15 protein-coding genes are annotated in these 23802 nt (G+C 32.4%); 4 read left to right on the top strand and 11 right to left on the bottom strand.

Features of this window, described 5'->3' with window-relative positions; all coding sequences use genetic code 11:
- Positions 1 to 690: 690 nt before the first annotated feature.
- The 7 genes from B3P16_RS20335 to B3P16_RS20365 form a co-directional block, all read right to left on the bottom strand.
- Positions 691 to 1854 (bottom strand): hypothetical protein, encoded by a 1164-nt coding sequence (locus B3P16_RS20335; protein WP_286844117.1) that lies wholly within the window; start codon positions 1852 to 1854, stop codon positions 691 to 693.
- 101 nt (positions 1855 to 1955) lie between these two features.
- A complete protein-coding gene (locus B3P16_RS20340) occupies positions 1956 to 3137 on the bottom strand; it encodes a hypothetical protein (protein WP_286844118.1) in 1182 nt (393 codons plus the stop codon).
- Positions 3127 to 3831 (bottom strand): hypothetical protein, encoded by a 705-nt coding sequence (locus tag B3P16_RS20345; RefSeq protein ID WP_286844119.1) that lies wholly within the window; start codon positions 3829 to 3831, stop codon positions 3127 to 3129. Before B3P16_RS20345 ends, B3P16_RS20340 begins: the two co-directional genes overlap by 11 nt.
- Complete coding sequence (locus tag B3P16_RS20350; protein WP_286844121.1) at positions 3800 to 7507, bottom strand: hypothetical protein; 3708 nt, start codon at positions 7505 to 7507, stop codon at positions 3800 to 3802. The genes B3P16_RS20345 and B3P16_RS20350 overlap by 32 nt, the downstream gene beginning before the upstream one ends.
- A 204-nt stretch (positions 7508 to 7711) precedes the next feature.
- Positions 7712 to 9403: a hypothetical protein gene (locus B3P16_RS20355; protein ID WP_286844122.1), complete on the bottom strand. Its 1692-nt coding sequence runs from the start codon at positions 9401 to 9403 to the stop codon at positions 7712 to 7714.
- On the bottom strand, positions 9403 to 11517 hold the full coding sequence (locus B3P16_RS20360; protein ID WP_286844123.1) for a hypothetical protein: 2115 nt from the start codon (positions 11515 to 11517) through the stop codon (positions 9403 to 9405). Before B3P16_RS20360 ends, B3P16_RS20355 begins: the two co-directional genes overlap by 1 nt.
- Positions 11514 to 12167, bottom strand: a complete 654-nt coding sequence (locus tag B3P16_RS20365) for a hypothetical protein (RefSeq protein WP_286844124.1) — start codon at positions 12165 to 12167, stop codon at positions 11514 to 11516. Before B3P16_RS20365 ends, B3P16_RS20360 begins: the two co-directional genes overlap by 4 nt.
- Before the next feature lie 712 nt (positions 12168 to 12879).
- Between B3P16_RS20365 and B3P16_RS20370 the strand changes: the two genes are divergently transcribed.
- From B3P16_RS20370 to B3P16_RS20385, 4 genes are all read left to right on the top strand, one after another.
- Positions 12880 to 14733, top strand: a complete 1854-nt coding sequence (locus tag B3P16_RS20370; protein ID WP_286844125.1) for an ABC-three component system protein — start codon at positions 12880 to 12882, stop codon at positions 14731 to 14733.
- The gene (locus B3P16_RS20375; RefSeq protein ID WP_286844126.1) at positions 14730 to 15320 is read left to right on the top strand and encodes a hypothetical protein; all 591 of its coding nucleotides are present in this window, start codon (positions 14730 to 14732) and stop codon (positions 15318 to 15320) included. The genes B3P16_RS20370 and B3P16_RS20375 overlap by 4 nt, the downstream gene beginning before the upstream one ends.
- A 17-nt stretch (positions 15321 to 15337) precedes the next feature.
- Complete coding sequence (locus B3P16_RS20380) at positions 15338 to 18295, top strand: AAA family ATPase (protein WP_286844127.1); 2958 nt, start codon at positions 15338 to 15340, stop codon at positions 18293 to 18295.
- 414 nt (positions 18296 to 18709) lie between these two features.
- Positions 18710 to 19818, top strand: a protein-coding gene (locus B3P16_RS20385; RefSeq protein WP_286844128.1) for an IS3 family transposase whose coding sequence is annotated in 2 segments (ribosomal slippage) — positions 18710 to 18971 and positions 18971 to 19818 — 1110 coding nt in all. Because the reading frame shifts where the segments join, the coding sequence is not laid out codon by codon here.
- A 72-nt stretch (positions 19819 to 19890) separates the two neighbouring features.
- Here B3P16_RS20385 and B3P16_RS20390 read toward each other — a convergent pair.
- The 4 genes from B3P16_RS20390 to B3P16_RS20405 form a co-directional block, all read right to left on the bottom strand.
- A complete protein-coding gene (locus B3P16_RS20390) occupies positions 19891 to 20604 on the bottom strand; it encodes a hypothetical protein (protein ID WP_286844129.1) in 714 nt (237 codons plus the stop codon).
- 144 nt (positions 20605 to 20748) lie between these two features.
- On the bottom strand, positions 20749 to 21942 hold the full coding sequence (locus B3P16_RS20395) for a PD-(D/E)XK nuclease family protein (protein WP_286844130.1): 1194 nt from the start codon (positions 21940 to 21942) through the stop codon (positions 20749 to 20751).
- 62 nt (positions 21943 to 22004) lie between these two features.
- Positions 22005 to 22805 (bottom strand): hypothetical protein, encoded by an 801-nt coding sequence (locus tag B3P16_RS20400; RefSeq protein ID WP_286844131.1) that lies wholly within the window; start codon positions 22803 to 22805, stop codon positions 22005 to 22007.
- Positions 22806 to 22950: 145 nt separating this feature from the next.
- Positions 22951 to 23679: a hypothetical protein gene (locus B3P16_RS20405; RefSeq protein WP_286844132.1), complete on the bottom strand. Its 729-nt coding sequence runs from the start codon at positions 23677 to 23679 to the stop codon at positions 22951 to 22953.
- Positions 23680 to 23802: the final 123 nt, after the last annotated feature.

Consider the following 23802-nt stretch of genomic DNA (forward strand, 5'->3'; position numbering starts at 1 on the left):
TATTGATAGCTCCCATCATCCTTTCACTTTATGGAGGGTTTGAGAACCAAGAAGTATTCAATGATATTTGGGTTTTCCCATGGATATTGATAGGCGGAATAGTATTATCTCTTCCTACATTATTAGTCTATATATTAGCATTCTATCTACTGAATCGTTATGAAATTGATGTAAAATGGGTACGGGCGATTCACTTACCGTTATTGGTATTTGTTCCACATGCTATCTCTTATCAAAAACTTTGAGCTTAGGACTTGTTGTATCTTACAGCGTTATCGCTGTAGCTTCCGGAATGTTATTTAGGCTTAAAAAAGGATAATTCAAATTGTTCCAAAAATGAATAGATGGTCTAAATCGTATAAAGATCTAATATTTTGATTTCACGTTGTATACACCGCCGCTTCAAAATATCATAAAAGTCAGAGCAAATTTATTATGGCAGAATCATGGCAGTTATTTTACTGTCTTCGAAAACGTGCCCTCATACCATCTTAAAAAAGATGGTTCGAATATGTGTAGAGATCAACACCTATAAAATTTAAATATGTGATTTAGCAAAGCCAAATTAAATCAAGCATGCTGTTGCACTAATTTGGACTTTCGTAATTAGTTTTAGTAGTAAATTATCATTTTAAAAAATATAATTCTATTTTCGAATTTTTTATATGCAAGAAGATTCTTTTCTTAGGTTTATTTGTATGGATTCTTTATTTCCTTATGAATGGATTTACGGAATGGGTAATTATCCTTTAATGCCTTTTCCATATTTTCATCAAAAACAAAATCCTCTTCTATAAACATCCATGCTGTTTCAATTTTTTCAATATTTTCAGGGTTTCTATAAACCACCACACCAAGTGCTTTGCTCGATTTGTTGTCATATTTTATAGCATATGTTAAATTTCTTAGCGCAACAACTGCATTATTAATATTTTTTGAGTGTAGAGGTATAAATACAAAGGCACAATCTGTCCGCATTGAATAAAACTTGTATGGTATGATAAATTCAAATTTCTCACATCTTTCAATAGCGGTAGAAATTCTTTTTTTAAATTCTGTAAGCTCACTTCTTTTTAATTGAGCTATTGCTTTTATGATTGGATAATAATGGGTTTCAGGTTTAAATCCCGAATTAATAATTGCTTTTTTAAAATTTTCAATTAAACCAGAAATATCAAAATCTAACTTTTTTATATGTTGATCCTTGAGATTTTTAATATATTCTGCATTGAAATGATCTACATTTGGGGTCTCGAAAAAATGTCCCAATAAATATTGTTCATGAACACGATTGGCACCGTCTTTATAAAATTCAAAAAAATCTTCTCTAAAATCCAGGTATTCATAGACCTCACTAGGGGTTATTAGATATTTACAAATATGAAAATAGTCCTCCATATGAAAAAGGTGGATATGTCCAACTTCCGAGCTCTCATAAAATTTGCAATGCCTTAGCCTTTCTGGAAAGTCATCATTAGGCTCATAAATGATAATCTTTTTTATATTTTCACATTTTCGAGCATCACTCACATTCAAAATATGTCCTTTTTCATTTTCAATGGTTATGGATTGATGGACATCTAAATAGTTCAATGTGTCTTTAATCTGCTTTACAGCTTTTTTGAGCACTTTGCTTTTAAACCAATTTTCATAATTTACTGAGCTTTGGTTCATTTCCTTGGTCTGATAAATAAAGCATTTGTCATCTAGCCAAACAAGATTATCCGCAAGTTCTAGTTCGGATTTATCTTCAATTTTAAAATCATTTTTACTAAAAGTAAATTCCTTAAAAAACACCTCTTGATTAATTGCAGACAATTTACTTTCAGATTTTGTTTTATTGTTTAGGCTCATAGGTAAATAATAATTTTTTATTTTGAAAAATAGGCTTAGGGATTAAAGGCTAAATTGCCAAATATTGATTTAGATTTTTAGTCAAAAAAAATAATAATATATTAATTTTCCTTAATTATTTCGTTAAGCATTTCAATTGCAAACAATGGATCTGTAGATTCAAATCGAAAATCAGCTTCGTCATGCTTTGGCATTAACCGTAAACGGTCAAATAATCGATCTTGGAAAATTCCCCATCCTATAAATGCAAGAGCGTCCGTATTAGTAAAGATTCTAGGCTTTAAAGTTTCCCAATTTGAGTAACCTTCTACTTTAGGGGAACAAAACTCCTTTAAAAATATTTCCCCATAATCAGCTATAACATCTAATGTTCTACTGTGGCCTTCAGGATCATAATCTCGAACTACTTTCTTAAGTCTCTTTCCGAAATCACTTTTTTGAATTAAAGGATTACGCGTTGTAAGTGATGGGGTTTGAAAAGAAGCAAAATTTATCACAGTTATGTTGTAAGGAGCTAAACCTACATCAAAACAGTGTCGCCACAAAAATGCAAATCCATTTGCTTTCAAAGAATTGCCCTTTGCCGACATGGCGTTTAAGGCAACTCGCATTGAATCCTCATATTCCTCTAACCTCATATAATCACCTCCTCCCAAAATCTGGTCATCATAAAGGCAAATTTGGTATCCCCCTAATTGTTTAGCAGAAATTAAAGGTATCATTTGTTCTTTAAAAATAATAAGTGGGTCAACTATTTTCAAACCCATTTCGTCGCCATTTTGAATTGGCTCTAAACATATAATGCCTTTATTCAACCAAACTATTTCGTTATAAACAAAGTGACAGAGTAAACTTGGCCATTCACATGAAATAATAACATTTACAAGATCACCGTCTGCAAGAAAAGGCAGATAACTTCTTATTTCAGCAGCATACGCTCCAATTTCTGTTGCGACTTGTCTCGTTGGACCCTTTATGTTTTTAAGTTCAACTATAAGGATACTTTCACTTCCTGGTGAGTAAAGTAAAAAATCAGGTCGCAATATATCCCCCGGATTCAAAGAGATATTTACATCCTCCGAAAGAACTTCATGATTTTCAAAAGAGTTGAGACAATGTTGAAAACTTTGAATTATTTTCTGGTATGAAGATTCTGGATAATTATCATGGTGTTTATTTTTTCTAAAATCCTCATAATTTAAAACGATTTCAGCTAAGAAGTGACCTTTTTTAAAAAGGTCACTCAGCCAAGCCTGCATTTCCTTTTCACTTTTAAATGCCATAATCTAGCGTATTGTTCAGGTCATACTGTTCTTTATCAATTATAAAATATTCAGGGCTTTCAAAACAAGCTCCATCTAGTATTCCTGAAAATTCTGATTTGCCTCCATTGAATTCTTTTATTGTTGCAGGAAGTACTAACCACTCACTGTCGTATTTACTGTACTCTAATGCTGTTGCGTAAGATTCTGAATTCATTCCTCCCAACGCCTTACTCACATCAATAAGGATGACTCTGTAAGGTCCATGTCTGGAAAATTCTAATAATTGTGGTGTATAGCTCAACTCATAAACCCCGGGGAAAACTTCTTTATTAAATGTTAGAAAGTCAATACTTAAGGTTAGTAATGCAAAATCCCACTTATAATTATCCTCATAATATGGTATTGAGCAGGCTTCTATAACATTTACGTCATCACTCATTAAATTTAGTCCGTAACGCATAGCAGAATTTTTACTTTCTGTAAACGAAAGAAAATGCGAAATCTCGAACTTTGAAAGGATATGAGTATTTACCAAATTCATAAAAGGTTCTGAGAAAATCTTCTGTCCAATACCACCCTTGATTAAATTGGTATAATACTGTCCTCTGGAACTGCTGTACCTCAAGTTCCTTATGTCTTTAGGGTCAGCATCTCCTCTATATATTTTCCTTGGTATCATCTTATTGTTCCTTAGATAAAGTTTTGTAACCATTTTTTTCCAGATCATATCTTGTTATAAATGGTAGTGGCAAATTCATTTTTCTTAAATGAGGAGTAAGCATGTCTTCATCTGTCACAAAAAATGATCTTACCTCATAATCAGAAACATCAATTCCATATTTATTTGTCAATTGTTGCTTATTTTTAACTAACCATTCATGCCTTTCCATATGTTTGTCAATCCATCCTTTTTCACTTTTACTTCCGAAAAGTTTATTTACCTCAGACACCATTTCCATTATATTTCTACTTGGGGACATACTTTTGCTTTCCAGGCTAAGTATTACCTTTGTTGATTTATCAATAATCAAAACATCAATATCTCCAATATCGGCCATATGTTTAAACTCAACGTTAGGACCAATAAAACATTCTTGATCAATAATTAGCCCTGTTGGATCAATGGAATTGACAATTGCCTTAACTAGGTTATCCCCGCGTTCTTGGGCAAAAACACCTAAAACTTTTACAATCTCTGATTCTGTTTTTGGAACTCTTAATCTTCCAGATTGGCATTGTTCTTCTAAATACCGTTTTATCTCAAGAATATGCCTAGGACCCCATAAAGCTATTTTATCAGCATCACTTGACTCCCCTAAAAGTATCAATGGTTTACGCAATAGTGATAACATTCTGTTAAACTTCCAAGGAATGATATCGGAAATCTCAAAACCACTTGCTTTATCGACATTATCCACTTTTCCTCTTTTTTTCAATGATAGATAATCAATCACATTTTCAAATTCATTCTCCAAAAACTCTGGCTTTGCAAATTTATTTATCTCACTTCTCAGCTGACTGAAAGGTAATGAAGCAAAATCTTGTGATTGGTTTAAACCTATGTATGAGAGCCAATCGCAGAAATAGCAGATTCGGGTAAATGACACGCCATAATCCGCTAAAAATGCTTTGTCCAGTTTTTCTGGTACATCCTTTCCTGTTTTATCTGACTTATTCTGCGGAAAAACATGATTAAATGAACTTACGGCATTTGTCACTCCTTCTGTGGTTTTAGATTTATGATAAGGCTCAAATACCTCTTCCATATCTTTCTTTGTAGTACCAATCCTTCCAGATGGTAATACAGCCATCTTTACATCAAATAGATCAAAATGGATCATATCACCAATTGATCCCCACTGGATAATTTGATCCATAATGGCTAAGAGCTCATCAATATCCGTAGTTGAAAAATTCTCTTTTCCATTGTTTTGCTCAGCAGCTAGGTGCTCTATCAGACATCGTATAGCAATTGTGGTTCTGTTAATTTTGGAAAGTTTCTCATGAACGTCTTTTGTCTGTTCTTCTTCTGAAACAAAGCATGCTATTCTTGTTGGAGTATATATCCTTAACATTTCTCTTTCCCTGATTAAACTTTCGTTAAGCCCTATTAAACGTTGAATAAGTTCTTTCGAATCATAATTATTTATTTTTTCGTTCAAAAGACCAAATAATACTTTAGTAGTAATATCCCTTGCAAGCTCCTTACGTTTATCTTTAGTAGCTATTTCTCCGATTGGTGGACACAACTTTCCTAATTTCCCAACAATCTGGTCTAAAACTTTTCCTGTATCATATTCTTGGACATATCTGTACTCTTTGAGATTCGTTGGATCAATTAGTAGGTTGTCACGACTGTCAAGGATGAAGAATTTCTTTTTCATACCCAAAGGCACATCTTTTTCTATAATTTTATCAATGGTCTCCACTGAAAGGTCTCCAAACCCTTTTCTTATCATTATTTGGTTACAAGAGTCTAAAATCTGTCGAACCAAGACCCTCTCTCCAGCATTGTCCTCCCCATACAAATATGGAATGATTTCACTTGGAATAATTATCTTAAATCCATTATCCCGTAACTCTACCTTAAAAAAAGATCCTAAATCTTCGATTCTTATATAGTCTCTTTCGATGTTATCAAATTTTTCAGGTTTATCCAGTTCAAAAGCAATTTCCAAAGGTTCTTCGCCAAGCTTTGCTATATTTTCTCTGATACTTTCCTGTATTTGCCATAACCAATAACTTATTCCTTCTGTTATTTGATAATGTATGCTTTTTAGACCTGGTGACATATGGGAATCAAGGTTTTCAGCTATGACCCAAATTGGTTGGAGGTAGCCTTCAACCGCAAATTTCAATTCCCCAGAAATTAATTCATATTCGTTGTGGTAAACCGGCATAAATTTATCCTTCCTTTCAACTCCTACATATCCATATCGATCATTTCTTTTTCTCAAAATGGAATGTTTGTCAGGACGTTTCCTTGCTATTATATACCAATCTCTAGCATATCCCGGAGCTAATATTGGAATAACAGGTGCACTATCGTCAGTCGTATAAAATGAATCTGAATTTTCTTTATAAAATTTCATTTGGTCCAATGCAGAAGTACTGAAAGCAAAAGGGTTATCTTCTAAAAACTCATCTTTTAAGGTTGCAAATTTCCACAAATCGAGCGCATCCATTTCAGATACCATTGTTAATGTATTGAATTCTTCGATGGGCAATGCTAAAATCCTGTCCGCACCATCTTTCATTATAGCGTAGCCGGTCTCAGATCCAATTCCTGAAATTATTGTAATGGAAAATATTTTAAATTCCTTATAAAGAGGATGCGCTTTAAGTTCCTTAATAATCTTTTCTGGCTTATTTTCTCCTTCTAAAGTCGCAAAACAACCATATCCAATTTTATTCTTACCATAATTTTGTCCGTTATCTCCAAGGTAACGTACCAATGCAATTTTATGATCGTCAAACAAATAAAACCCAGCTTTACTGCCAGGGTTGAACATGATTTCAGGAATTTCAATATAATCAAAACCTAATTTTCTAAGACCAAGGTTTACATTATTCCAGGCAAATGAATGGTAAGCATCATTTACTTCTTTCATACATCCACCTTCTTTTGCCATATTCCAAATCGAAGCACTTATAGCAAGACAAATTGTTGAAGGCGACAATATAATATAACCTTCTTCTACTTTAAGTATAGGTTTGTAAAGAATAACATTATTATACGGGTCTAAAGAAAATTCGCCGATCTCTTTTTCCGGAGCAACAATGAAATAATTCATCACTTCTGCTGGAATATTCTTTTCTTTTAAAAAGGATTCCATGTCACCGTTACTTATGAAAACAGATCTTTTAATTTCATTCAATTTGATGTCGTCTGGTACAAATAGTTCATCCTTATTCATAATTCCATCCATATATCTGCTATAACCAAGACGTTTGGCAATAATATTGGAGATACCAAGAAGGAACTTGGCTAATAGTACTGTATTATTTTTAAACCAGTCAGGAATATTTGTGTCAGGAAAATGGAAAATTGCACCTAATTGATTACTCAATATTTCTTGTCCATTTTCTGTAATACCCGGAAAAGTAAAATAATCCCCACCTAGGAAAGTAACCAGATCTGTAAATGGATTTACAGAGAGGTCTTCATGAGGGTGATGCGCATAATTTTTATCTAAATAAAAGTTTAGTTCTGCTTTAGTTGGGACTTTAGTATCGGCTCCACTATGAATAAGTGCCTTGACTATTAACTCCTCTATCCTAATATTCTTACCATGATTTTCCGGTATAATTGATAATGCGGCAAGTGTTTTCAACAACTCGCATTTATCAAATTTCGAAAAGAAATGTTTCTTTTCTATTTTTTTCATCGGTAAACTCTCTAAATGCCGTTTTTTTGGCTTGTTTCTACAACAAAATTTATTTTTTAACCCTGATCCACATGGGCACGGGTCATTACGTCCAATTCTCATTTATCTAAATTTATACAGGTTATTACTTTTAATGCATAAAGGAAAGAAGTAGGCTATCAATTATTTATATTATTAACCGGTCTCTAAACTATCACATCATTTTTAACTTTTACTATCAGAAAGATTTATCAAAACATGATGCATATTTACCTCTCTTTCATTTCGTTTATGGACAATCGTAAATTTTCTAATTTCAGTATATTGCAATATGTTATCTTCCTTAAGTGCAATAAGTGGATATTTGAAATCATGTTCTTTTACAAAATCCATATAGTTTTTGTAAAACACTCCAAATTTTTTCAAGTTCGCATAAACCAAGATGTAGTTATCTGATAATCCATTTGCATCATAGGTGAAAATTTTGTTTATATGAGTTATGATATAGCTTTTGTTGACTGATTCTAAGTTTAATGCTTCAATAATCGAAATTGGTTGATATTCGATATTTTGTATAAGGATGTCTATTTCCCCTGCCGATTTTCCGGTTTCCGTCTTACTTCGTCTAGTCTGATCCTTTATTAAATATCCTGCACTTTCCAACATACTTGCTATAAAAGTATTTCGATCATCTTCAGAATAATTTCCATAATAGTTACGGTTACTTTGCATTAACAAACAACTTCTCAAAACATGATCATCTACTTGTATTAAAGATGGTTTAGATAGATCTTTATAAATTTTAAACAGCTTCGTTTCTATATTCTCGTCAGAATATCGCTCTTCCAATTCTTCCAAAGTAGAATCAGAAACGAATGGAAATAATAATTTCAGTTGTTTTTTTAAGGTCTCAATTGTAATTTTTTTTTTAGGATCTGCATCTATTAGAGCTAGTAGATCTTGTAAAAAGATAGTTTCTGGAGAGTCCAAAGGTAGTTCGTTTAGCCTACCGGTTATTCTAGATTTTTCTGCTGAAAAATTCAATGCAAAGAAGGGTTGAAAAAATTCAGATTTTAATTTTTCGAAAAAACTGTTTGATAATTGACTAAGAGAAAGTTTATCTTTAATTTCTTGATCTTTAATTGATGCATATTCGTTAAACAGAGAAGATAAACCAGTTCTAAAATCCAACCAAGTAAGAGGTTTTTGTTCTGCTATATTAACTAAACTATTTAAAACTCTATAAAAGCCAATATAGTATGGACCATTCTTAAAATTAAATGAATACGACTCAATTGTAAATAGAATTTCACAAATCTCTTTAAGGCCTTCTTTCAACGTTGATGTTACAGAATTACAAACATTAATAGTCAGACTTACGATTTTGCTCATAAGAATTGCATCTGATCTATTTTCGATAGCCAAGCTGGCGCTTGTAAATTCTAGCTTGCTTTTTTCAAGAGCCTTTAGGGAAGTATTTTTATCTTTTGATGCCATTCCAAGTTGCATATTTACTAATCCCAAATGGAAAAAAGCTTCAGCAACTAATTCTGATTCTTCGGAACTGAGATACTGTTCATAAATTTTTATTACATCTTTCTCTTCATAATCATAAAGGTAATATAGCGACTTTATTCTGAGAGTATTTAATGAAAGGTCTTTTGAATCCCAATTATCTATTAAAATAGATAAAGCGTGACGAGGCTTAAGCTTATTTAAAAAGATTAGATCCATTAATCTTTCAATCGCAAGTCTTTGAACATATGTATTCTCAGATTCATTCAATACAATATTTTGCAAAAAAGCATTTAATTCCCTTTCACTTGATTTCTCCACAACATTAAAAAATGATGACTGAAGGAAGTCAATCTTTTCCGGAGTATTTATTTTTGCGAAATGATCCTTTAGACTTTCCATTAGAATACGTACGTGTTTGCAGGAAATACGTTTTGATGAGAAACTGTATTTTCCAAACTTCTTTCAGCAGTTCCTATCAATATTTGAAGTTGATCTCCATAACGTTCCTCAATTTCCTTGATCAATGAGGTTAAGCCCTCTAAGTAACTTCTATCACCTTCCTCCTTACCAGGGCTATCGATAATTAAAAATCGAGAATGGCGCCCATAATTATGGATAATATCTAATTGTATAAGACTTAAATAAAACGCAAGCTTTGCCCTTAATTGCTCACCTTCAGCAATTTGAGAAAATGTGAGGTAATCTCCATCTTGTTTATATTTAATATCAAATTTATCATTAATAGTAATTTCTGAAATTCTTAGACCAAGAGACTGCACCTCAGATAACATCAAATCTGACAGCTTTTTTAAAATTGATTGACCGTCGGAAAATCTTCGGCTATTTAATTCCTCAACAGCCTTTGTCAATAGTTGAATTTTTTGTTCTATTTTGGGATCTCCAATTCTTTTTGGTCCCTGATTTAATTGATCAATCCTAAACTTTAAAATGGCTTTTTTTTCAATTAATATATCTTTTTCAGAGTCACGTGGGACCATTTTTTGCCGTTCTATATTTATCTTATCTTGTAATTCTTTGAGTTTCTCATTTAAACCTGCTACATCCTTGATCGAACTTAATTGTTGTTCAAGTCTAATACGGGTACTGTACAAATCATTATCAGCTTTCCTCGCTGTATCAATATCTAACTTAATTTCTACTATTCTTTGCTGGATATTTTCCTTTAATTTGACAAGACTTTCTAATTTACTTGATAGATTAGCTGTATTAAATTCAACTTCATCCTTTGAAACATCGTCATTACATAACGCACAAGAATGAGAATTCACTGCATGTTGTTTCTTCTCATTAGTGACAGGGTGGTTACAGCTTGGGCAAGACTTTATCTCCAGATTGGAAAATAGAACGCCAATATCTAAATACTCTTGAATGTCTATTTGCTGTTTTTCAACTTTTCGATTCTCTTTCCCTAATTTGATTTTTTCTTCATCAAGAGTTTGAATTAATCTGGTAAGATTTAATTTCTGCGTCCTATTTTCTTGCAGATCTGTGTTAACTTTAAAGGATTTACTATTTTCTACTTCAATTTCTTTAAGTAGTGCATCATATTGATTAACAAGAAATTCAATATCACCAGATTCTTTTTTGGCTAAATTTAAATCATCAAGTTCTTTTGTCACATCATCAAGTTCTTTTTGCAAAATACTTTTCTCCTCAGAGGCCGATTCATTTTGTGCCGAATCACTAGCGTTCTGTTTGCCCTTTTCATGCATTAACATATCTTTCTGAACCGTCAATTTATTTATTGGTGAAGTTAAATGAAGTCCTAAAAGCATTTGGAAAACCTTAGTCCCTTGCGAACCGTACATAAGTTCTGCGCTATCTTTAGATTCTAAAAAAACAGATTTAAAATAAGTTAGCCAACTAGCTCCGACATCCAATAGATCATTTTTATCTTTTACAGAGGATTTTTGTGTCCAACGAAGGGAATAGTAATCCAATTGCCTAAAAAAGAAATTTTGAATTTGATTTTCAAAATCGGTTTTAGAAGACGAAACAAATAATTGATCTTCTAAATGTTCATTTTCAGATGGAAAAGATTTTATCTCCTTATTGTATAGAATCGCGTTAACTCTTTTTGAATTATTTATAAATACAGTATACTTTTTATCATTTATACTAAAAATAACCAAAATTTGATCTATCCATCTTGAAATATTTGGTTTTAAGCTATCACTACCTGTCAATGCAAATTTGATAATCTTAAAAATACTAGATTTTCCTTTTAAGTTATCAGCAACCCAAATATTTACGCCTGAATAAATATCTTGTTTGTAATCTATTTCAACTTTATTAATATTTTTATTTCCATCATCTTCTTTTTTACCATTGAATGCTACGTAATTTACAGTAAGTCGTTTACCATTAGATAAAGAGGTATCCCTATCTATTTCGTCCTCAAGATTTAATAAACTTTTAATTTCTTCCACGGTAAAAGAATCCTTAAATTGAGAATGTAGATCTTTTATAAATTTGTTATAGTCGAATTTCATAATTTCTCAGTATAAATTTGGTGAAAGTTATTTTTAACTGTTTCTGAAATTTCACCTATAAATTTCTTAAAACTTGTATTCTTGTATTCCTCAATTTTGTATTGAGAAACTTTTAGATTTGATCCTAACAAATTGCCAAAATATTTCTTTATAAGCATGCACCTGTTTGTATACCATTCAATTGCTGGTAAATCGTCAATTACTGAATCTACTTTTGAAATAGCATATTGTGTTACAAAATATAGTTTTTCGATTGTCTTTAGATCAGAACTTTTTTTGCTAGTAAATTTAATGAAATCAATACTCGATAGAAAGCTAATGACATCATCTATATCTTCGTAGGCGCCAAAGAAAAACCTTTCCATTTCAAGTCTTCTTAATTGAGGTTCAGAACTTAAATATATAGACTTAACAATATCTTTAATTTCCGCCTTCAACTCAGGTTTAGTAGATATTAATTGTAATAACTCATAAGAAAGATAATCTGGGTTTCGTAAAAGAAAGTCCAACTTTTGTATGCGAACCTCACTCTTAAAAACTCTTTTATATTCTGGAAATTCTTCTGATGAATAATCATCAGCAAAATAATAGAGAATTAAAAATATTCTCAACCTATCCTTGTATACTCGTACGTGTTCTTCTAACTCCATTAATCATTAGGTGTTTCATGGTATTAATAATTTAAAACTTATAATTCATTTAAAAAATAAGTTATTTCAATTATTATATGTTATAAGTTTTTGAATTAAAATATGGCATTGTTACTCGAAAATACAAAAAAAATCATCTCTTTCCAATACGGTTTACCGTAAAATAACAATAAAAATTATTCTAAACAAAGATCTTAGCAATTATTAATGAACTAATAATTTTAGTTATATTTGTTCAAACAAAAGAATTATAAAGCTCTTTGCATTGTTGTTATAGGTTACATTATTTAAGTAATTTCTAACGGTTTTCAGAATATAATAAATCTATGGCAAAATCGTGGCTGCTTACTTAAAAACTATTAAAAATATAGGTTTATTGTGAATTGAGATGGTTAGTTCGAATCCCTCCCTTTCCGCCAAATGATACAAATGCCACGAATAATCGCTATTCGTGGCATTTTTGTTTTTAGTACTATAAAATACGCACTGGAAGCGGCTTTGACCCATAAGGTTCGAATCCCGCCGATTCCACAAAAGGTGATATTTTATAGAAAAGCGGGAAGGCTTCATAATGAATTTGGATAACCAAGAATTTTGGCAATCATGATATCGTTCTATTTAAAATAAATAAAGTAATAACCTTTTATTCATACTTATGTGATCTTATAAATATAATTGCTATTTTGCCAACTAATTTTAACCGAATTGAAAAGTGTTTAAAAAAATAAATTTAAATATTTCAGAAAGCTATGGTGTCCAAATTGCCGTTAACAAGATAGCAGAAATGTTGGCAGGCTTTATTGATGGTCGTACCCATCACCATGAAATCGGTAGCGAGCAAGGGGGTATTGGAAGATGGGACGATCTGATTCTAAGAAATTCAAGTAATTGGATTCATATTCAAATAAAAAGGCAAACAACTGATTTTGATAATGGCGATACAGAAAGAGCACTTGTGAAAAGAGGTAAAGACAAAGATTCTGAAAAATTAAGAGATTTAACAGAATTTGATAAAACCATAGTCGAATTGGCAGAATGGATAAAAAAAACTGATCAATCTCAAATTCATCCACCAAAAAAATTCATAATAGAGCTGCCAGATGGCGGAGTTCAAATAAAGAAAGATTTCTATGTCAGGGATCTTATGAAATTATGCAACATCCATATTAAAGAAACAACTACAGCATCCCAAATGGAGGAGATGCAAGATGAAGTAAATTTTGTTAAATTAGCATTCACCTACTTCAATACCTGGTGCGGCTTAAATGATTGGGATGAAATTTTAAAAGTCCTAAAACCTTTAACTATTCAGGTTGATGGATATGAAGATAGGTTGATTGAAAGCACCAAACAATTGCTTAGTCCATTTTATAAAGAAATTGAAACAGTTATTGCTAAGATAAATCAATTAGTGTTACACGGGGCACCGGCACCGAATTCATTGACTGCTAGATATATTTATACTAACCTTTATGAATTTTTAAAACCAGAAAAACCAAGGTGGACACAATATTCTAAAAACTCATTAAGTCGATGGGTCAAAAGTGGAATTCAGGATATTAATGATATTGAGCACCCAAAAATTACAGTAAATAATTTTTGGAATGAAAGAACTTCATTTTCATTAATGTTTAATAATAATGAACATAATGATTTTTGTAAGCTTTCCACTGCTTTAATAAGACTGGGTATTCACTTTAAAAGTAATTGTACTTTTAATGTTATTGATCCTAAAGTTTGGGAGCAAATAACATTTGCAAAGACTGGAGGAACATTAGGTATGGACGAAACTGATTTAGAAAATTTGGTATTTGTAGACTATACTCCTTTTGAAGCAAGCGATAATTTTGAATTAAAAGATGAAGTTCTGGAGGAAAAAGAGGCTGAAAGTTTAAATGAAGAAATGCTAATTGCTACCAGAACCATTGTTTATAAAAAAGTAAATTTAAAAATTAGAGAACTCAATACAGGCGACTTAAAAAATATTGTAAATGCTCGGTGGGCAGCATGGATGGAAGATTTTGATAAAAATCCCGCAGAATTAGAATGTCTATTCCTCCAAATGATGAAACCGATAGCAGAAGGTGAAGATATAATTGCAATACTTAGGATAGGGCCTAAAACCGCTCACCTTATTGCCCATGGCATTCTATTACTATTAATCGTTTCAGTCGGATTTGATAAGATTAACCATGATTGGATATCGACAAAAAACCAAAATTTGATTGTTAAGGCTTTAAGATATTGGAGCGGACCGCCACAAGCAAAAAGAAAAATAACTTCAATTAGTAGTTCAGATATGAAATACATAATCGATAAGGAAAACTGCAATTGCCTTTTACTATCAGGATCAAATACTCCTATTTCAGGTTTATATGGAACTTCACTTGCAGGAAGTTTTGATGACCCACCAATGTTAACAGAGAAGAAAAAAACCATTATAACAGATTCTAATAAATTATCAACTATAATCAATGGAGGTTCCATAAAGGAATTAGAAGAGTTTATTCAAACACATTTAAAAAACATAAATGCGAGTGAACTAATTAATACACTACAAATATGAAAAATATGATTTCCGCAAAAGAGTTTAGTGTTGAACTATTAGAACAGACCAATGATCGATTTATCGCTGATGTAGATTCAAGCACAATAGAATTATATGAAAGCTTCTATTTAGATAACGATAAAAAATGCATACGTTTTAAGAAAAGAAGTATTCAAGTAGATAGCTGGAAAACATTTCTATTCACATCAATAAATTCAATTGAGGAACTAAAGGACGCTCTTGTCTGGACTGCAAACGTAAAAGATCATTTATCATATATAGAAGGAACTGATTTATATTTAGTATTATTAATGGTAAACCCTTTTTTAAGTGAAGACGAAATACTTGGTTACGAAACAACTGAATTATTCTGCAGGAAATACATAATACGAAATGATGAAACCATTCACCAATTTATGGAAAGAACTGTATTTAGTAATTTAGTCATTGGAATTGATTCGGAGGCTATTACCGATCCCTTTCAGGCAGCGCTGCAGTTAACATCACAATCACATCCACAATTTACAAAAGAAAAAATTGAACAATGGAAATCAGAAATTTTATCAGGTAAAAGTGGCATTGAACTAGTTGACTCAATCTTTTAAATAATACACCAATCCTGATGCAAAACTTAACTAAAATATCCATTAGTAACATCCGTAAATTTGATAAAGATGTTGAAATTCCGATAGAAAAAGGAGCTACTATATTTTTAGCTCCAAATGGAACAGGGAAAACAACAATATTTGAAGCAATAGAGTTGGGATTAACAGGAAAAATTAGGAGACTGGAAAATTCAAATTTAAATACACTTGTTAGAGATAAATATACTGATGGTTATGTAAAATTGGAATTTGGAGAGTCAATATTTAATGAAGTAAATTTATCGACAAAAGATCCAATATCTGTTAAAGGTAATATCAATCAATTATTTAGGAACGCTAAAATAGAAAACATCCCATTCCTATTACGATTAACACATTTGCTTGACCAACAAAGTAACAAATGGTTTGTCCAGTCAAACACAACTGAAGCAGGATTTTTATTGCAAAACTTAAGTATTGGAAAAGAAATTATTCGGGCGAATGAAATCATGACCGGTGCAAAAAGAGCTGCAACTCAGAAAAGGGAAAAAGCAGAACTTGAAAAAGAAAATGCTAAAGTGTTATTCCAAAACTGGAAGTCACTATTATTAAAAAGGGACGAGGAGAAAATTAACCATTCCTCCTCATTAAAGCCAATCGACCAGCTAATAAACGAAATTAAATTTTTAATTGAACAAGCTTCAATTGAGAAAGTAATAATTACGGATAACATAGCCGACCTTGATATTACAATTTCTTCAATTGAAAATAAACTAGATTCAAAAGAAGAAAGCAAAAGGAAAAAATTAGAACGATTTGCAATACTGGAACAGGGAGCATTGTCTTATTTTAAATTTGAAATAGAAAATCAAAATTATCAAATTAAAATTGATGAGTTAGAAATAGAGATTAATGACAATGTTTCAAAAATTCAAGAATTAAATGATGACGAGGTAATTATATTTGAAAATATAAACAAGAATAATATTCTACTTAACCTTGCGGAAAATAACCAAAAACAGTTAGAAGCCTTGTATAATCATAATTCTGAGGTTCAGAATACATCAACTTTAATTTCGACTTTAAGATCTGAATTATTGAATAGAAAGGAAAAGCTTGATCTCCTAAAACTTCAAATTGGATCCAAACAGACAGAATTTGAAAGGCAGAAGATTATTTTAGATGAAAGACAAAAAGTTATTAATAGAAAAGTTGAATTAGAAAACTTAGATCCTATTTTAAATCGGTGGGCAATAATTAATAGAGAGATTATTGAAAAGCGGAAGATCTCTAACGATTATGCAGAATCAGAGAAAACACATAAAGGTTTAGCAGATCAGTTGCAAAAAGAAATTGCCGAATTATCAAAAGAATTTAGTGAAAAATTAAGACAGCTTGAAGATATTAGTAGTATCAATAATACACTCAAAGACGCGCTGACCCAAATAATATTAAACCATCCTAAGGACAACGGTGAATGTCCATTGTGTGAATCAAAATTTGATCCTAACGAACTGCAAAATAGGATGAAGAATTCTTTGGAACGACTCTCCCCGCAGCTTATGCAATTGCAAGAACAATCACAAAAAACCTTTGACGAAATTGAATCCAAAAAGAATAGTTACAATAAAGAATATTCTAATTATACATCAGTCCAAAGCAATAAAAAAATAATAGAGGACGAAATAAAGTCCCTTGAGAATCAAATTAAATTGGAAATTCATCCAAAATTTGAAGGCAACTATAGTATAGAAGAGGCAGTAGAATATTTGAAGAATCAAAAGCTAATAAACAATGATGAATATCTAAAAGTTGAAACGGATTACTTATTTATAGAAACAGTATCTAAGGAGGAACTTGAAAATTTAGAAAACGAGTCTAAGCATTTACAATTAAAGATTCATGAACTAGAGAACGAGGTCCATAATTTGCAAAATAAGATAAATGTAATAAATGAGAAAATTAAAATAATTCTTGAATCTGATTTTGACCAGAAGAAAAATTACCAAGAAGAAATTCATGATTTTCTGAGCATTAATAATTCACAACAAACAGCACAAAAAACTTTAATCGCAAAAAAAGAAGAAATAAACCTAAAACTTCAACAACTACAGAATGAGAAGACTATGCTAAAGGAAAGTTTAGCTTCAAATTCAAATACCATTTCAAAATTTATAGAGAATTGGAAGTTAGAAGGTTTTGAAAATGAGATCAATTTAGAATTATTAAAGTCAAGAAAAGAAGATGAACAAATAAAGCTTGAAAAATTATACAGTTTAAAGTCTAGATTGTCAGCTATAAAGAGTGAATTAGCTGGTTGGTCAACCTTTAAGACATATTTTAAAACACAAGAAGAAATTGACTTATTGCGGGCAACTAAATCGGAAGTAGAATATGAATCATATCTGCAAAAAGAATATGAAGCAGCAACAGAAAAGTATAATTCAATAAATGCGAATTCTGATATTTTAAACACACTATCACGTGAAATTTCAAGTGAGATAGGTAGTCTTCATGATAGATTACAATTAATTAATCCATATTGGAAAAAGTTATTAAGCAGAACAGTAGTAGATAGAAGATTCTCAGAAACCCAACTTAATAGTTATTCCCATTATAAAAAACAACACGCTAGTGTTAATCTTGAAATTCATGGCAATGGTGTACCAGTATCAGATATTGCAAGTGAAGCCCAATTAACTGATCTTCAACTTACTTTTTTACTCTCAATGGCTCATAAATACCAATGGTCTGATTGGAAGGGTTTATTACTAGACGACCCAACACAACACCACGATCTAGTGCATGCTGCTGGAGTCTTTGATTTGTTAAGGGACTATATTTTGGATCATGATTTTCAGATATTGATGACAACGCACGATCCAGTTCAAGCGAAATTTTTCAGTCGAAAATTGCAAAATGAGGGGATACCCGTAAAAGTCTGGGGACTTAAGCATTTAAAAGCTGGCGTAAATGTTTCGTTGACTGAATTTTAAAGATTAATGCCATAATGTTATTTGAAAATGGTTTAATAACATTATGGCATTAAAATATTAAGGAGTTTCATTACCCATAAATGAAGAATAATCTATAAAATTTTTTGCAGCGCTGCATTAACTATTTCCCTGACCTCATCCCTAATTGCCTGGTAATTCCTTTGGACAATAATAGGATCGGATGAATTTGCATATTCCGGAGTAAATTGACCCCATGATTCCGGTACATTGCACTGGAGTATATGCGCGATTCAATTGAGTTATCGCATGCCATTCCGGCAGATGTTGACCCCTCAATAAGATTTAGATGAACTTTTCCGGATCATACTGACCTGTCTTGTCCTGAAATTGTAAGTGTCCCAAAAACTCCAACAGCTTAAAACTGGACATAAATGTTTAGATTTAAGTAATAAGATGAAAAAGACACGTTTTACAGAAACACAGATTGTTCGAGCACTCAAAGAGGGCGAAGAAGGCAGAAAGACCGAAGACATCTGCCGTGAGCTGGAAATTAGCAAGGCCACATTTTATAATTGGAAGAGTCGTTACGGAGGTATGGAAGCCTCAGATGTCAAACGCCTAAAGGAACTTGAAGAAGAAAATGCACGCTTGAAAAAGATGTTTGCCGAACTGAGTATGAACCATGATATCCTAAAAGAAGTCATCACAAAAAAAGGTTGGGGCTCCGGCAGCAAAAACAGTTAACTCAGGAGATTGTCCTAGATCACGGTTTGAGTGTAACCGGAGCCTGTAAATTGACAGGTATGTGCCGTTCACAATATTACTATGTTAGTAAGAAAGATGACAGCGCTGTCATCTCTGCATTAGATGAACTGTCCTCCAAACATCCTGTATATGGATTCCGAAAACTTTACGCTTATCTGCGCAGAGCGGGGAAGCCCTGGAATCATAAAAAAGTTTATCGGGTGTATAAGCTACTAAATATGAACAAGAAGAGGCGTGGCAAACGTCGTCTACCTGTTCGGGAGAAACAGCCTTTGGAACAACAGGTCAGCATTAATCAAAAATGGAGCATGGACTTTATGAGCGATAGCTTGGCCAGCGGAAACAGGTTTAGAACCTTTAATGTGATGGACGACTGTTCCCGTGAGATATTGTGTATCGAAATAGCTACTTCAATTTCTTCTTTGCGGGTAACTCGGGCACTTGAACAAATCATAGACTGGCGGGGCAAACCGCTCTGTCTACGCGTAGATAATGGTCCTGAATTCACCAGTCATCATTTTGAGCTCTGGTGTAAAGATCAAGGCATCGCTATTCAATTTATCCAGCCCAGTAAGCCTATGCAGAACGGTTACATCGAACGGTTTAACCGAAGTTATCGCAAAGAAATTTTGGATGCTTATTTATTTTTCAACTTGTCAGACGTAAGAGAACATACCCAGGCATGGATGGATGAATACAATAACAACAGACCACATGAAGGTCTTGGGAATCTTACACCAACGGAATTATCAAAAAATATTAGACACAAACAACAAATAAATCAATTAGTAACGTAAATTAGAAAAGTCCAATCCCAGCTGTCGGAAAAATGGGGTACTTACAGTATTTAGCATAGTAATGTTGTAATCTCATCTACTTTTCTTGTTAGTGCTGATTTTTTCCAGTTGCACATAAAAACTCTTTTTCCATTCATTCTCCATCTTAAAATATTCGGTCAAATTATTCTCTCTTATTTCATTTTCTTTTTCTATAAAGTCTTTAATTTCAATAATTTGATCTTTATCAAATTTCAAGGAATCATCTTTAAAATACGAATACCCAACGGTAAAAATAAGTGCCAAAATTGCAACCACAAAAGCACCTTTTGAATATTTTGTTTGGGTTAGGGCTTCATTTAATTGTTTCCTTTCAAGAGTTTCAAAATTATCCTCGACTAAATTCTTAAGATCTGAGGTAGGATGATAAAATGAATTTATATATTCTAAAATTAAATCATAGACATTCGTTGGAATTTCATGCTTTAATATATTATCGACTGGGATATTACTATCATTATTCCAATTATTTGATAAAAAAACTCCCTGAAATGCGACTGGATTAGTATGTACAAATATGAGCATTTCTCTTCTCAAATATTCTATCAGAGATATAGTATCAAACAACTCGTCTAGTTTATTTGCATCTGTTTTCAAATGCCAAAGAACAAGTGTACGCATGGGGCGATCAATTGCAACTGCACTATTCACTAAAACAGTATCAGCGATAAAATCTCCTAAACAAGGTTTATCAGCGTTAATTAGAAGTCTAATTTTGTCCTTTTCAAAATCATTAAATTCTTTCATAAATTCTTTTTATTAATATTAAATTAATCGTACTCATATTTATATAATGGATCAATTAGAAACATACATTATAAGCATGAGTTGCTCAATAAACATTGTCATCTTTAGAGGACTTTTTTCAAATCATTATGCAAAAACACAATACTAACTAGTCAATTCAAGGATTACCTCATTAGATCTATTAAAATAATCAGAAAACACGTTTAGAATATGTTCGGTCAGTGCTTCTCTATAATCAGTATCTTGTTCGAGACGGACAAGAAATAAATCGTCATTAAAATTAAGCCCCTTGTCCTCGTGATCTTTTATAATCTTGTAATCAAGCCATGTATCTTTCTTTTGAAATGTATTGTGGTTTTCAAAAGAGCGGTTAAACTCTTCTGCATATTGTCTTTTCATATCAATAACACCAACAATAAACTGATCCTTAAAAGATCCCATACCACTGAAGGTTTCTATACCGAACCATAACATGGCTTGTTCGTTGGGAGGTTTAATCCAAATGGATGCATTAGGACCATTAGCTTTTTTTCCGATAGCGATAGTCCAGCCATCCGGCAACTGTTTTTTTAACCGATCATGGATTTCTTGTTGAAATTCATTTTTGATATCAATCAGTACTTCCCGATAATTCACTGATACGGCGCGCGACAGCTCTATATTTTCGATAATCAGTTTTTTTAGGTCAGCTGCTGATTTCTTGTCCTCCATAGTTCCTGTTAGTTTCTTTACTAATACAATATATTGTTTTATACTTTCTTTTAACAAATAATAGTTTTCATCTATAACAGTTAAACACCGCTCCAGCCAATCAATAATAGTTTTGCTGTAGCTGATGTGCTGCCACTGGCCATCAAAGCGATGATCTATCTTTAAATCTAACCCATCTTCCTGTAAAGTGAGATATAGAACGCGATTATTCCCTTCATTATGCTTTAGGTATCGCTCCACCTGATAATGCCCCTGACCTGCATAAATCTTATTTTCGAGGCATATGGTCTGTTTGCCGTTTTCAATGAAAATATCAACACGGCCTCCCCTGATCTCCTCCAGGTCGACCTTGCCAATATGCTTCTCCAATTTAATACGGACACCATCCAGTGAAAACCAAGGTAACAAATCGGTAACCTCAAGAAACAGCTTGAGAAATGTAGTACCCATAAGATGGGAACCATGGGGATTTAATAATTCAGCTATAAACGCAGAATGGGTCCTATTTTCATTACTCTGTAATTTAAGGATTTCAAAAACGTTGAATTGCGTTCGCTCTTTTAGCTTTCTTTCTTCGTCAAGCTTAAATATATCTTTGACTGTGTCAAAAAAGATAGCATTGGTCATGGGTGGTAAAATTATAGTTGTTCTATTCTTACGATTTCAAAAAAGACTGTTTAAGTCTCTAATTAATCTGCTGACTTATCGTTACGCAATGATTGATTGGCAATTTCAATCAAGAGATTATCTAACTGTCTTGGCGTTATATCCAGGTTTTCATCCGCTGTCTTAAAGTAATCTAATATACGCAGGCATTTCAAAAAAAATGAGGCATATCCCTGATCCGCCTGTGCTGTATTGACAATCCTCTTGCCATGGGGCTTAACTTCCTTATACACCAAATTCAAGGCTGCATATGCCCTGCTATCATAAATAAAGTAGATATGAGGCAGATGAAAATGCAGGTATTTTGAGGCAAAAGATCGTTTCTGTAATCCAGTTGCTTTCTCAAAAGCGCCACTCAGTATTTTATGTAGAATAAGGACTTTGGTGATCTGCTCATCGCTAAGTGACACTAAAGGGATGTTTCCCCAATTCTTGATTTCGCTGATATACTGGTCGAGATCCAGCCCCTGAAATATGGGTACAACGTGATTGACATAAAAATCGTCGTTGATTATTGTTGCGACAGGTTGTACGTCTTCGATTGTATTTTTTACTTTTCTTCTTTCTATCGATGCCGCATAGGTTCGGCCAATAATTAAGGTCTTTGCCAAAATAGATTGGCTATCTGTATTACTAGGATATTGCTGACACATGTTGTACAAGATCTGATTGGATATATCCCAATCGCTCACAGCAAAATGTTCGATCCTGTCGATGAGTTGTTTGGTCGTGTAATTCAAAATTTGATAATTTACAATTTGTGAATTAATATGGCTTTTCTTTTTTAACAAGGGCTGGCTATTATACCCTTTACTAAGATACATTATTTATTTTAAAATAATATATCTGTACTTAACCTATATCAATCTTAAGCAATGTAAAGATATTTTGTTTGGTTAAAAATGGAATACGGGAAACCGTAATGAAGCTCAAAAAAGCTTCTTGGAAATAGCAAAGCGAAATAGCTCTTCATTGGAAAGATTTCCATACTTCAGCGATTGCATTTTTATGATTTAAATATTCCCAGCCGTCGTGGTTTGCGGTCCATTTTTTTAGAAAAAATGTTTCTACTTGTTTAAAGTTCGGATATTTTGCTATTATATCTCGACAGGCAAAAACCAGATCAATATTATTATTCAGATTATACCATTTCTTTATAGGAAGTTGAACTATGGGGCCGCCCAAATAGGCACGCATTATAGCATTATTCCCAAGTTGGGAGCCTGCGGTGACCAGTGTGATATCTTCAAATCCAGTGCTATTCTCCTGTTGTTTGAAAAAATCATAAGCCAGCATTGAGCCCAAGCTATGGGCATATATAATATGAGGCTTATACTTCAGAATTAGCTCTCTTAGAGAAGTCCATAACTGCCTTTTTATATTATTGTGGTCTTGCAGATATTCAATCACCATATCTGGATAATTATCTTTCAGATAAGTAATCATTCCTTTTCTGTCCTTTGTAATTCTAAAAAATGCAAAAAATGCGTCGGTAAAAAACTTCACATAATCCCTAGCGTTGGCTCTTGATTTGCTAAAATAGCTGTCAAATTCCATAAATATGACATCTTCGTCTTTAATAATTCGAAGGTGATCTTTCAATGTTTTGCGCCATTGTTCCGCCCATTTTTCATGCTGCCACATGGTTTCGTCTTTTCCACCTATTCCATGAATACAAAGAATTTTTGGTCTTTCCATAATCTTGGTTTTTAGGATTAATCTAAATAGGTTATTAGCTGTAACTAATTTAATAAATTTTTAAAATAAAATCTTAATTGGATTCTGTATTTATATTGAAACAATTAGTCCAGCCTTCTTAAT

Origin of the sequence: Sphingobacterium sp. UBA7631, assembly GCF_002483935.1 — a bacterium.
GTDB lineage: Bacteria > Bacteroidota > Bacteroidia > Sphingobacteriales > Sphingobacteriaceae > Sphingobacterium > Sphingobacterium multivorum.

Coding starts and splice junctions, on each gene's coding strand:
- B3P16_RS20355 (WP_286844122.1), bottom strand. CDS start 9,403: ATGGAAAGTCTAAAGGATCATTTCGCAAAAATAAATACTCCGGAAAAG.
- B3P16_RS20390 (WP_286844129.1), bottom strand. CDS start 20,604: ATGAAAGAATTTAATGATTTTGAAAAGGACAAAATTAGACTTCTAATT.
- B3P16_RS20395 (WP_286844130.1), bottom strand. CDS start 21,942: ATGACCAATGCTATCTTTTTTGACACAGTCAAAGATATATTTAAGCTT.
- B3P16_RS20400 (WP_286844131.1), bottom strand. CDS start 22,805: ATGTATCTTAGTAAAGGGTATAATAGCCAGCCCTTGTTAAAAAAGAAA.
- B3P16_RS20365 (WP_286844124.1), bottom strand. CDS start 12,167: ATGGAGTTAGAAGAACACGTACGAGTATACAAGGATAGGTTGAGAATA.
- B3P16_RS20340 (WP_286844118.1), bottom strand. CDS start 3,137: ATGGCATTTAAAAGTGAAAAGGAAATGCAGGCTTGGCTGAGTGACCTT.
- B3P16_RS20350 (WP_286844121.1), bottom strand. CDS start 7,507: ATGAAAAAAATAGAAAAGAAACATTTCTTTTCGAAATTTGATAAATGC.
- B3P16_RS20405 (WP_286844132.1), bottom strand. CDS start 23,679: ATGGAAAGACCAAAAATTCTTTGTATTCATGGAATAGGTGGAAAAGAC.
- B3P16_RS20375 (WP_286844126.1), top strand. CDS start 14,730: ATGAAAAATATGATTTCCGCAAAAGAGTTTAGTGTTGAACTATTAGAA.
- B3P16_RS20380 (WP_286844127.1), top strand. CDS start 15,338: ATGCAAAACTTAACTAAAATATCCATTAGTAACATCCGTAAATTTGAT.
- B3P16_RS20335 (WP_286844117.1), bottom strand. CDS start 1,854: ATGAGCCTAAACAATAAAACAAAATCTGAAAGTAAATTGTCTGCAATT.
- B3P16_RS20345 (WP_286844119.1), bottom strand. CDS start 3,831: ATGGTTACAAAACTTTATCTAAGGAACAATAAGATGATACCAAGGAAA.
- B3P16_RS20360 (WP_286844123.1), bottom strand. CDS start 11,517: ATGAAATTCGACTATAACAAATTTATAAAAGATCTACATTCTCAATTT.